This is a genomic window from Stenotrophomonas acidaminiphila, assembly GCF_001431595.1.
Lineage (GTDB): Bacteria > Pseudomonadota > Gammaproteobacteria > Xanthomonadales > Xanthomonadaceae > Stenotrophomonas > Stenotrophomonas acidaminiphila.
Genome location: NZ_LDJO01000066.1, coordinates 20,892 through 32,263, shown reverse-complemented (window position 1 = coordinate 32,263; position 11,372 = coordinate 20,892). Strand labels below are relative to the sequence as shown.

At 70.1% G+C, this 11,372-nt stretch carries 9 protein-coding genes; all 9 read right to left on the bottom strand.

The window, feature by feature from the left end; translation table 11 throughout:
* Nucleotides 1-844, bottom strand: an 844-nt coding sequence (locus ABB33_RS15355; protein WP_211260893.1) for a CDP-glycerol glycerophosphotransferase family protein, incomplete at its 3' end; no start/stop codon positions are given.
* On the bottom strand, nucleotides 841-1,968 hold the full coding sequence (locus tag ABB33_RS15350) for a DegT/DnrJ/EryC1/StrS family aminotransferase (RefSeq protein ID WP_056932660.1): 1,128 nt from the start codon (nucleotides 1,966-1,968) through the stop codon (nucleotides 841-843). The genes ABB33_RS15350 and ABB33_RS15355, both read right to left, overlap by 4 nt.
* Nucleotides 1,969-2,060: 92 nt before the next feature.
* Nucleotides 2,061-3,344, bottom strand: coding sequence for an ATP-grasp domain-containing protein (locus ABB33_RS15345; protein WP_056932659.1), 1,284 nt, complete (start codon nucleotides 3,342-3,344; stop codon nucleotides 2,061-2,063).
* Nucleotide 3,345: 1 nt separating this feature from the next.
* Complete coding sequence (locus ABB33_RS15340) at nucleotides 3,346-7,230, bottom strand: glycosyltransferase (protein ID WP_056932658.1); 3,885 nt, start codon at nucleotides 7,228-7,230, stop codon at nucleotides 3,346-3,348.
* A 14-nt stretch (nucleotides 7,231-7,244) separates the two neighbouring features.
* On the bottom strand, nucleotides 7,245-7,637 hold the full coding sequence (locus tag ABB33_RS15335; RefSeq protein ID WP_054665792.1) for an FAD synthase family protein: 393 nt from the start codon (nucleotides 7,635-7,637) through the stop codon (nucleotides 7,245-7,247).
* A gap of 71 nt (nucleotides 7,638-7,708) precedes the next feature.
* Complete coding sequence (locus ABB33_RS15330) at nucleotides 7,709-8,368, bottom strand: TylF/MycF/NovP-related O-methyltransferase (RefSeq protein ID WP_152985122.1); 660 nt, start codon at nucleotides 8,366-8,368, stop codon at nucleotides 7,709-7,711.
* Between the two features lie 12 nt (nucleotides 8,369-8,380).
* A complete protein-coding gene (locus ABB33_RS15325; protein WP_182212852.1) occupies nucleotides 8,381-9,397 on the bottom strand; it encodes an XcbB/CpsF family capsular polysaccharide biosynthesis protein in 1,017 nt (338 codons plus the stop codon).
* Between the two features lie 142 nt (nucleotides 9,398-9,539).
* The gene (locus tag ABB33_RS15320) at nucleotides 9,540-10,991 is read right to left on the bottom strand and encodes a sigma-54 dependent transcriptional regulator (RefSeq protein ID WP_056932655.1); all 1,452 of its coding nucleotides are present in this window, start codon (nucleotides 10,989-10,991) and stop codon (nucleotides 9,540-9,542) included.
* Entirely contained in the window at nucleotides 10,984-11,367 is a 384-nt protein-coding gene (locus ABB33_RS15315) for a response regulator (protein WP_054665780.1), read from the bottom strand. Before ABB33_RS15315 ends, ABB33_RS15320 begins: the two co-directional genes overlap by 8 nt.
* Nucleotides 11,368-11,372: the final 5 nt, after the last annotated feature.

Below are 11,372 nucleotides of genomic sequence, written 5' to 3'. Positions count from 1 at the left end.
CCGCATCGTGGCGCCGCAGCAGATGCTTCAGCCGCGCCACTTCGGCGTTGCTGAAGGCATAGTCGCGGTCGCCTGCGGCGCTGGCGTCACGGTAGGTGGGCGCATAGAGCAGCAGCCGGCGGCCGCGGCGCAGGGCGCGCACCCGGGCCAGCTCGGTGCGCAGCGTGGCCGGCAGCTCGGCCTCGGGCATGCGCAGGAAATCGGTGCGTGGCAGTCCGGTGACCCAGACGTTGGCCGGCGGAATCGGATGGAAGATCGCTGCCATCGCATTGGCATCCACTTCCGATGACGCCACCAGCCCCGTGTAGAAGCGGCGCTCGCGCCGGCGGAAACGGTCGCGGTCGCCGTGCCGGCGCTGGCTGGGATTGGCCAGGGCGAACAGCCGCTTGAGCGGAATGCCGTGCCAGAGGTTGACCACCAGCCTGCGGCGCAGCGCGGGCCGCGGCGCGCCATGGCCGCCGTCGCGCCAGGCCAGCGACATGTCCAGCGCGGTGGAGTTGGTCAGCAGCAGGACCCCGCAGCGGGCCAGTTCCAGCAGCCCGGCCAGGGTGTCCAGGGCCACGATCCGCACGCGCGCCGACTCCTCGATGCCGCGCGGGCGATGGCCGCCGCGCACGAATATGCGGATCTGCACGCGCGGGTCGTCGCGCACCTGTTCGTACACCGCACGCGCGTTCTCGATGAACTGCCCGCGCTTGAGCGGGTGGTCGAAAAATGCCCAGCGTTCACTGCGCTTGGGCAGTACCCAGTCCAGTACCCGCCACAGCGCCAGCAGGGGGACGCCCAGCCGGGCATCCACGATCCGGCGGTGGCGCAGCAACGGGCGTGTCCCGGGCTGGGTCATGCCGCATGCATGCGCAACTGCGCAACGATCAGGTCGCAGACCCGGTCGACCTCGGCGGAGGCGAGGTCCGGGTGGATCGGCAGGCACAGCACGCGGCGTGCGGCGGCGTGCGCGACCGGCAGGTTGCCCGGGGTTGCCGAGGGCAGGCCCCGGTACATCGGGAATTCGCTGATCAGCGGGTGGAAATAGCGCCGTACCAGGATGTTCTGCGCGCGCATGAGCTGGTAGAGCGCATCGCGGCCGATCGGGAAATCCTCGTTGATCATCACCGGGAAGTAGGCATGGTTGCCCATGTCCCGGCTGACCCTGGGCAGGCAGTGCAGGCCGCGGATCGCGGACAGGCGCTGGCGGTACTGCGCATCGATCTCGGCACGCCGCGCCAGGGCGCGGTCGATGTGCCGGAGCTGCAGCAGCCCGAAGGCGGCGCTGACCTCGTGCATCTTGCCGTTGATGCCGGGGGCGACCACGGTGGTCTCGTTGACGAAGCCGAAGTTCTTGAGGTGGTCGATGCGCTGCTTGGTGCGCGCGTCCGGGCATACGATGGCGCCGCCCTCGAAGGTGTTGAACACCTTGGTGGCGTGGAAACTGAGGATCGACAGGTCGCCGTGGCGCAGCACGCTGCCGCGTGCGTCGCGCACCGCGAAGGCATGGGCGGCGTCGTAGATGACCTTCAGGTTGTAGGTGTCGGCGATGCGGGCGATGGCCGATACGTCGCAGGGCGTGCCATAGCAGTGCACCGGCATGATCGCCGTGGTCTGCGGGGTGATCGCCGCCTCGATCTTGGCCGGATCCAGGTTGAGTGTCTCCGGGTCGATGTCCACGAACACCGGCTTGACGCCGTTCCACAGCAGCGAGTGCGCGGTGGCCACGAAGGAATAGGGGGTGGTGATGACCTCGCCGGTGATGCGCAGTGCCTGCAGCGCGGTGACCAGGGCCAGCGTGCCGTTGGCGAACAGGGCGATGTGCTTGACCCCCAGATAGCTGCACAACGCCTTCTCCAGCGCCTGGTGCATGCTGCCGGCATTGGTCAGGATGCGGCTTTCCCAGATCCGCTCCAGGTACGGGATGAACTCCTCCAGTGGTGGCAGGAGGGGGCTGGTGACGTGGACGGGCTTGGTTTTCATCCAGGGCTCTGGTTCGGCATGCCTGCGCGGCGCTGGTTCCGATGCAAGACCCGTTCCAGCCGCGCGCCCGTATGTGCCGGGCCGGGCCGATGTCAGCTGCGGGTGTCCAGCAGCTGCTCGACGGCATCCAGGTCGAAGACCGGGATGCCGGTGGCTTCCCGCACCTCCCGGCGTTCACTGAAGGCGTCGTCGATGAAGATCGCTGGCAGATCGCCGGCGATGGCGGCACTTTTCGCCGAGCCGTCGCGCAGGTGCACGATCCGCGCGAATAGTGCCGGGCACAGCCGGTGCTGTTCCAGGGTCTGGCGCGGGCAGGCGCGGTGGCGGGTCAGCAGCACCACCTCGATGTCCGCCGCGCTCCACTGGTAGAGCAGGGCGGCGATGATCGGGTTGACCTTGCCGTCGAGGATCAGGGTGTCGTCCAGGTCCAGGTAGACGCGGCGGTAGTGCAGCCCGGTGCGGTAGCGGTTGCCGAGCGCGCGGTCGAGCTGGACCGCGTGGTCCAGCGGCAGCACCGAGAACGGGCGATCCAGGTACGCATAGACATGGAGCAGGGCGAAGTTGACGCCGCGCATCCGCGACAGCGCCATGGAACCGGCGATCCGCGGCGCGACCTCGAGCAGCCTGGGCACGCCGTGGACGTCGCGCCGCGCCTGGAAGAACCAGGCCCCGCGCAGCCGCAGTTCGCCCGCGATCGCCGCGGCCATCGCCACCAGGTCGGGTACGTCGGCCGGCTCGGTGCGCACGCTGATGCCGTTGCGGGTGCGGGCCCGGCACCGCGGCGCGGCATGCAGCAGGCGGCCGTCGGCGGCCGACAGGCAGTCCACCGTGTATTCCTCGCCGGGCAGGTATTCGCTGAATACATAGTGTTCGCCGGCTTCCAGCAGCTGGCGGTGGCGGTGTGCGTCGTCGACGCGCTCGGCGCCGCGGCTGCCCTGGCCGATGGCCGGTTTGGCGAACAGCGGATAGTGGCCGCCCACCGGGCCGGCGTCCGCGGGCACGATGCCCAGCGGGCGCAGGCGTGCGTAGGTCGCGCGTTTGTCCCGGCACAGCATCGCCAGTCCGGCGTCGGGCACCGCGGCGGCGGCGCGCAGCCGCCCGCGCTGCGCGGCCAGCAGCGGAATCACGTCGTCGTGCGCGGGTACCACCAGGTCGATGCCCCATTCGTCGATCAGGGCGTTGAGTTCGGCGACGAGATCGCTGGAACGGGTATCGGCTGCGATGCGCCGGTAGCGGCGATAGACGAACTCGCCGTGATCGTCCACCGACGATGCCCCGTGCAGGACGATGTCCTTGGCCTGGCGCAGGGCGGCATGGATCTCCAGCCCGATCTCCGAACCGCAGGGGAACACCAGTACATGGATGCGCGCGGCCATCTCAGCCGATGCCCGCCACGGCGCGTTCGAACTGGGCCAGTGCGCGTTGCGAGTAGGCTTCGGCGTCCCAGGCCGCGGCCACGTGCGGGTGCTCCAGCCAGGCGCCCATGCCCTGGGCCAGTCCTTCGGTCGAGTCGGGTACCAGTGCGCCGCAGCCTCCGCCCAGTACGCTGCGCGGGCCGGGAATGTCGGTGGACAGCACCGGGCGGCCGAGCGTCAATGCCTCGAGCAGGACGATGCCCTGGCCCTCGTAGTGCGAGGACAGCACGAACAGGTCGAGCGCGCGCATCACCGGGTAGGGGTTGGCCAGCGCACCGGTGAGCAGCACGTCGTGCTCCAGCCCCAGCTCGGCGATGCGCTGCTGCAGCAGCGGCCGTTCCGGGCCCTCGCCGACGATCACCAGGCGCACCCGCGGGTGGCGGCGGCGCACCTGCGCGAAGGCGTCCAGCAGCCGGCGATGGCCTTTCTCCGGCGACAGCCGGCCCACCGTCCCCAGCAGCACATGGCCATCACGCCAGTCGGCGAGCCCGGCCGGGAGCGGCTCCCGTGCATGACGCCGGATGAACGCGGGGTCGATGCAGTTGTCGACGCTGTGGAAGCGATCGGCCTGCTGGCCCGGTACCGGGCCAAAGCGGCGCCGGTTGACCGCATCCAGGCTGTCGGACACCGATATCAGCGCGTCGCACAGCGGGTACTGCTCGAATACCTTGGCCAGCTGCGGGTGACGGCTGCGGAATTCCTGTTCCATGTCGTTGTGCAGGTACGCCACGCAGCGCGTTCCCGGTGGGCGGCCGCGTGCGAACAAGGCGGTCCAGAACGCCGCATAGCCGGAAAAATCCACCACCGCGTCGAAATCGGCGCTGCCGAACTGGCGCGCGTACTCGCGGACGTAATAGGTCTGCAGCAATGCCATCTGGCGCGGGTTGAGCACTTCGCGGCTGCCCTGGCGGGTACTGAGCCACGCCTGCTCGCGGTTGGCCACCGGGAAGCTGATGCGCCCCCAGCGCGCCACGTGCGCGGGCAGCTCGGCGAAGCGCTCCATGCGCTGCGGGTAGCTTTCCAGCGTCCACGGGTCGACGATCACGGTCAATGCCATCTTCGACGGGTCGATCGACCCGGCCAGGCGGTTGAACGAAGCGGTCACCCCGTTGGGGCTGAAATTGCCGACCTGGAACAGCAGGGTGCGCTTGCTCCGCGGTGGCCTGGCGACCTCATGCCGGGTATCGCCTTCGAAGAAGAAGCGGACGGTCCGCGCCGCCGATCCACCGTCCTCCAGCGGCCAGTACGCCTGGCGCGCGGCCTCGCGCCGGGCCGCATCGTCATGCCCGGGCGTGCGCGCGGCCAGCGCCTGCGACAGCGCCTGTTCGAGCGCGTCGGCGGTGTGGCAGGCCTGCACCGGCAGGGTGTCGATGTCGAAGTACAGCCCGCGCTCGCGGCGGTATTGCTCCAGGTCCGGAACGTACAGCACCACCGGGCGGCCGCTGGGCAGGAAATCGAACAGGATCGAGGAGTAGTCGGTGACCAGCACGTCCACCACCGCCATCAGCTCGGTGATGTCGGTTCCGGCCGGCACCGGCATCGCACCTTCCGGCAACGGCCCGAGCTTGCGGGCCACCATGTGGTGGCCACTGAACAGCACGGTGGCGCCATGCCCGGCCAGGCGTGCGATCGCGCCGGACACCAGCTCGGCATCGAGCGACGCGCCGTCCAGGCTGCCGCGCCAGGTTGGGGCGTACAGGACGATGCGCTCGTCCGCATCCAGGCCCAGGCGCTGCCTGATCCGCGCGCGGGCGTTGGCGTCGGCGCCGAGCATCAGGTCGATCCGCGGCTGCCCGGTGTCGGCGATGCGGCCGCCGATCACCTCGGCCACCTGCATCGACCCGAGCAGCACCTGCCGGGTGAAGGCGTTGGGCATCGCCAGGTGCGTGGCCTGCAGCAGGTTGCGCACGGCGTTCTTGTGGTCGAACAGGGCACCGGGAATATCGGCACCCAGCTTCTTCAGCGGCGTGCCGTGCCAGGTGTTGAGATAGCGCTGCTGCGGGCGCCGCACGAAGTACGGCATGAACGTGTTGTTGTTCACCAGCCAGCCGGCGGTGGCCAGGTAACGCGCGTACAGGGGGCTGCCATGGCGGACGAAGACCACGTCCGGCGCGGCGGCCAGGTCCGGCGGAATGACCGCGTGCGGCTTGACCGCCCAGACATGCAGCATGCCGCGCCCGGCCAGGTGCGCGCGCGCCGCGCGGAACACCGCCAGCGGGTTGCAGCTCACCGAGTCGCCATGGAAGCTTTCGTACAGGACCACCTCGTCGCGGACCGGCAGGGTCTCGATGAACTCGGCGTACTCGAGCTTGATGTCGCGCGCGGACTGGGCCGGGTTGCCGGTGTCCTCGGGAACAATGTCGAAGTCGCGCCGGAACAGGCGGGTGTCGAGGAACGCCAGGCAGGCTTCGGCATCGCGCCCGGCGCGGTGCAGGACCACGCCCAGGCGGTAGTGCAGGCGCGGGCAGTGGGTGTCATGGCGGGCAGCGGCGGCGTGGTAGGCCGCGGCGGCCTCGGCGTCCAGGCCCAGGCGCTCGCAGGCCTGGCCGAGCTCGACGTGCGCGTGCGCGTCGACCCTGTCGATGCACAGCCGCTCGCTCCACGCCTGGCGCTGCCGTGCCGTATCCGGGTCCGCGGCGGGCAGGGCCTGCGGCTCCTGCGGCAGGCATTGCAGCCATGCCGCGATCGCCGCGCCGGTATCGCCGCTGGCATGCAGGCATACGCCCTGCCGGTAGCGCCAGTCGCCATCCTCGCGCAGCGCCAGGGCGCGCGCGTAGGCCGCGGCTGCGTCGGCCGGGCGCTGCAGGCGCTCCAGCATCCAGCCGTGGCGGTAGTGCCATTCCGGTTGCGATGGCTGCAGCGCGAGCGCGGCGCGGTAGGCCTCCACGGCCTCTTCCCAGCGGTGCAGCATCTCCAGCAGGCGGCCGCGGGCGAAACGCAGCGGCGCATTGTCGGCCTGGCCCGGCTGCTGCAGGCGCTGGCGGTAGGCACACTCGGCGCCGGCCCAGTCCTTCTCCCGCTCATGCCACAGGCCGATGCCCAGTACCGCCGCGTCCGCATCCGAAGCGATGGCGCGGGCGTAGCAGGCCTCGGCGGCCTGGGGATGCCCGCGCCGTTCTTCCACGCGGCCGAGCCGGTAATGGGTATCGGTGTTGCACCCGTCCAGCGCCAGTGCCCGGGTGTAGGCGCTGGCGGCATCGTCCAGCCAGCCCAGGCGCTCGCAGGCCACGCCCAGCTCATGGAACCAGTCGGCGCGGTCATCCTGCATGGCGGTGGCGGTGCGCAGCGCGGTCACCACCCGCCGCCAGCCATTGCGCCGGGCCACGATCGAGCCGAGCAGCGCGTGGTGCGCGGCGACCCCGGGCTGCAGGTCGCAGGCACGCAACGCGAACATGTCGGCCACGTCCCACAACTGCATCCGCGCCAGGTTGGCGGCGATGCGGGCGAACACCGTGCCCGGCGCGTCCAGTGCCTCGAGCAGTGCCAGCGTGCGCAGGTTGAAGCGGGTCTTGGCGGCCACCTCCAGGCGTTCGCCGGCGGCCAGGCAAGTCTGCAGGCCCTGCGCCTGGCCGATGCGGGCGTAGTGCGCCACCGGGTCGCGGCGATGGTCGCCCTCCAGGTGCATGGCCTGGTACCACCACAGGTCGAACGTGGCCGACGGGTTGCGGTACTCACGCCAGCCGTGGTCGCGGAAATGCTCCCACGCGCCGTCGTCGGTACCGGCAAGATCCGGGTTGCCGGCGCGGTAGAAGTCCGCGTCGAACCATGCCGGCACGGCCGGCTGCTGGGCAGCGCCGGCCTCGGCGGCAGCCGGGGCCGGGGACGGGATGGCGGTGGTGTCGTTCATCGGGAGGCTGCTGCTTACTGCATCGAGCGGATGCTGGCCTTGAGGGCGGAGCTGGAGATGTTCTCGGTACGCGGCAGGTAGCGGACCTGGCAGTAGCGCGACAGCTCGTCGAAATGGCCCCGCCAGTCCGAGCCCATCACCAGGACGTCCGCGCCGAGCCGGCGGATGTCGTCGGCCTTCTGTTCCCAACTGTCCTCAGGGAACACGTCGTCGACGTAGCGGATGGCGCGCAGCACCGCTTCGCGGTCGGAATAGCTCTGCGTGGCGCGCTTGTCCTTGATCGCATTGAAGCTGTCCGAGGACAGGCCCACGACCAGCGAGCTGCCCAGTGCCCGCGCGCGTCGCAGCAGGTTGACATGACCGATATGCAGCAGGTCGAAGGTGCCGTAGGTCAGGACGATGGTCATGCCGGATTCCGTGCGAACGTTGATGGCCGGGGGGCATGCAAGGCGCATGCCGGCAACTGCCGCCGGCGCGGTCAGCGGGTGATCCGGACCGCCACCTGGACCCATTCCGATTTCCACAGGTATTCGAAGTCGCGGTCGTACCGCTGGCACCAGTCGAGCAGGGCGCGGTGTTCGTCGTCGCGGAAGTCGTCCCCGGCCTGCATGAAGTACTCGTCGAACAGGATCACCGTGCCCGGCGCGATCCGTGCATCCAGGCCGGCCAGCGCCTCAAGCGTGGAGCTGTACAGGTCGGCATCGGCATGGATCAGCGCCAGCGGGGCGTCCAGCCGTGCGGCCACGCCGTCGACGGTGTCGCTGAACCAGCCCGGCACCACCTCGACATTGGCGGCCTCGAACACCGGGATGTCTTCCGGCGCCAGCGCGAAGGCGCCTTTGCGCCACGTGCCCATCCAGTCCTCGGGCAGCCCCTCGAAGCTGTCCAGCAGGTACAGCCTGCGCCCGGCCGGCATGCGCGCATGCAGGAAGCGCGCGCACTGGCCCTTGAACACGCCCAGTTGCAGGAAATCGCCCGGCAGGCGCACGTCGCGCACCGCCTCGTCCAGCGCGGTGAACTTGTAGCTGTACCAGCGGTCCTCGTCCGGACCGAAGCTGCGGGTGGGCAGCTCGGGCACGCCGGGCAGGCGCGTGCGCACGCGCAGGAAACGCTCGGCCAGGCGGGGGTCGACAGGCATCAGCGGCTCCACTCAGGACCGGTTCGCGGCGCGCAGCGCGTCGAGCTGGGCAGGATCGACATCGACCCCGCACAGCAGCTGGTTCAGCAGGGTCACCTGCAGCCCCAGCGACGCCGGCGCGACATCCGGGTGGTCGCTGATCGCCGGGTTCTGCACGTCGATGAAGGCCATGTTCCGGCCTTCCGCCGAGGCCATGGCGATATCGCGGATGTAGGGCAGCTGCGGCGACTGGCTGGAGTAGATCAGCAGCCGGCGTGCCGGCGGGCAGGCCGTGGCCAGGGCGGCGCTGAACAGCTCGCGCTTGTCGCGCGGGAACACGCCGCAGGTGAAATGCGAGTCGCGATAGCGGCGCACGTAGTAGTCGTCGGACAGGATCGGCTCCACGCAGACCGCGTTCAACCCGGTGCGCAGCGAATGCAGCAGGGCGCCGGAGCCGCCCTTGGAGGCACCGTACAGGACCGTGTGCCGCGGCTCGATGTCCAGCTCGGCCATCACCCGGGTGATCAATGCGGACACGCGGGCCTCGTTGTCCGGCTGCGCCAGCGTATCGGTGTAGAACGCGCCGACCACGCCGCCGAGGTCGGCGATGCGCAGGATCGCCGTATCCCATGGCATGTACTTCGGCGCCTGGCTCAGGTTCCGCGCGAGGTAGCGCGCCGAGAATCCGGCATCGTACATCTGGTCGACCGGCGGAATACTGGAAAAGACCACCAGCAGGCGCCGCGCCGGGGCATGTGCCGGCTTCTCCAGCAGGTAGCAGACGCCGTCGTGTTCGCGCAGGCCGAACTGTGTATGCCTGGCCCAGAACCGGGGTGCCGCCTTGGCATGCACGAACGAGGTCACCGCGCCGTCGTCGTTGCGGAACTTGTAGACCAGGAAGCCCTGGCCGACCAGATGCAGCAGCAGCGCCTTCAGTTGCGGGTCCCTGCGCGACAGGTGGATCAGGTTGCTGTCGCCGGGGTGCCGCAGGTGCACGAACCGGGTCTCGGCCAGGTCGGCATGGGCCGCGTCGTCGGCATCAAGGTCCATGGCAAGCGCCATTGTTCGGTATCTCCTGCGATCGTATGCGGCATGCGCCTCCCGCCCATGTCCGGTACGGGCCAGGGGCGCCCACCGATGTCCTGCAAGCGGCGTGCCCGGCGGCGGGAGTCGGCTCCCGCGGCGTGGGGCGTCAGGGGGTTTCGTTCTGCTCGCGGTCGATCCCGTACTTGCGCAGCTTCTCCACCAGGGTGGTGCGGCGCAGGCCGAGCAGCTGCGCGGCATGGGCGACCACGCCCTGGGTGCGTTCGAGTGCCTCGTTGATCAGTTTCAGCTCGATGCCGGCCATGTGGTCGCGCAGGTCCAGGCCATCGTCGGGCAGCCGTGCCGGCGCCGTGCCGCCCCCGGCGGCGGCCGGGGCGGGCGCCGGCACGCTGGCCGACAGGCTGGCCAGCGGCCGCTCGTCATCCAGCGCCACCGGCGGCGGGGCGGCCTCGCTGCGGTAGCGCGCGGGCAGGTCCTGGACCCGCACCAGCCCGCCCGGGTGCAGCACCGCCAGGCGCTCGACCAGGTTGGTCAGTTCGCGCACGTTGCCCGGCCAGCGATAGGCGGCCAGCGCCTGCAGCGCTTCGGCGGCGAAGCGGACCTCGCCACGGCCGGTACGCGCCAGCTGCGCGGCGATGGTCTCCACCAGCGCCGGAATGTCGCTGATGCGTTCGCGCAGCGCCGGCACGTCGATCGGGAACACGTTCAGGCGGTAGAACAGGTCCTCGCGGAACTTGCCTTCGGCGATGCGGGTTTCCAGGTTGCGGTGGGTGGCGGCGATCACCCGCACGTTGCAGCGGATGGTCTGGTTGCCGCCGACGCGCTCGAAGCTGCGTTCCTGCAGCACGCGCAGCAGCTTGACCTGCATCGGCAGGCTCATGTCGCCGATCTCGTCCAGCAGCAGGGTGCCACCCTCGGCCATTTCGAAGCGGCCCTTGCGCGCGCTCAACGCACCGGTGAAGGCACCCTTCTCGTGGCCGAACAGCTCGCTTTCCAGCAGGTCCGGCGGGATCGCGCCACAGTTGATGGCCACGAACGGGCCGTCGCGGCGCGGCGAGCGCAGGTGGATGGCGCGTGACACCACTTCCTTGCCGGTCCCCGATTCGCCGAGCACCAGCACCGTGGTGTCGAACCCGGCGACCTGTTCGATCAGCTGGCGCAGCTCGGTCACCGCTGGACTGGTGCCGGTGGGGCCGGTGTCCTCGCCGCCGCCGGAATGGTGCTCGGCGTCCAGCCGCTTGAGGCTGGCGCGGCGCAGCAACGCTTCCATCTGCGCATGGCGCATGGGCTGTTCGAGCGGCCAGACATTGGCCTCGTGCAGGCCGTAATGGCGCGCGAACGCCAGCGGGTCGCTCTCGGCCAGCAGCACCGGCGGCATGCCGGTGCCGGCCAGCCAGTTGAAGAACGGCGCGGCCCGTGCCGGATCCTCGATGGTGCCCACCACCAGCGCCATCCAGTCGTTGACCCGGTGGCGGCTGGTGTCGATGTCGCCCACGTCGGTGACCCAGCGCGGGTTGAGGTCCATGAACTCCAGCAGCGCCACCGTACGCTCGGCACGGACGCCCTCGCTGTCGATCACGAGGATGCGCGATTCACTCATGGCCCTGTTCCTGCCGTACGCCTTCCAGGATCGGCATGACCTCCTGGATGTAGGACAGCTTGCTGACGAAATTGTCGGCGCCGGCGCGCTGGGCGTGCTCGCGGTGCTCGGCGTCGTCGAAATGGCTGGCGATCACGATGTACGGCGGCTCGTCCTGGGTCTTGATCAGGCGCGTGGCCTGCAGCCCGCCCATCTCCGGCATCGCCAGGTCCATCAGCACCACCTGCGGGCGCAACGCCTCGGAGCGCTCGATCGCCTCCAGCCCGTTGGCGGCGCTACCGACGACCTGCAGCCAGTCGACCTTGCGGAAATGGCGCATGGCCGCGTTGATGAAGCCTTCATGGTCGTCGACCAGCAGAACGGTGAGCTTGCTCATTGGAT

Coding starts and splice junctions, on each gene's coding strand:
- ABB33_RS15350 (WP_056932660.1), bottom strand. CDS start 1,968: ATGAAAACCAAGCCCGTCCACGTCACCAGCCCCCTCCTGCCACCACTG.
- ABB33_RS15345 (WP_056932659.1), bottom strand. CDS start 3,344: ATGGCCGCGCGCATCCATGTACTGGTGTTCCCCTGCGGTTCGGAGATC.
- ABB33_RS15340 (WP_056932658.1), bottom strand. CDS start 7,230: ATGAACGACACCACCGCCATCCCGTCCCCGGCCCCGGCTGCCGCCGAG.
- ABB33_RS15335 (WP_054665792.1), bottom strand. CDS start 7,637: ATGACCATCGTCCTGACCTACGGCACCTTCGACCTGCTGCATATCGGT.
- ABB33_RS15330 (WP_152985122.1), bottom strand. CDS start 8,368: ATGCCTGTCGACCCCCGCCTGGCCGAGCGTTTCCTGCGCGTGCGCACG.
- ABB33_RS15325 (WP_182212852.1), bottom strand. CDS start 9,397: ATGGACCTTGATGCCGACGACGCGGCCCATGCCGACCTGGCCGAGACC.
- ABB33_RS15320 (WP_056932655.1), bottom strand. CDS start 10,991: ATGAGTGAATCGCGCATCCTCGTGATCGACAGCGAGGGCGTCCGTGCC.
- ABB33_RS15315 (WP_054665780.1), bottom strand. CDS start 11,367: ATGAGCAAGCTCACCGTTCTGCTGGTCGACGACCATGAAGGCTTCATC.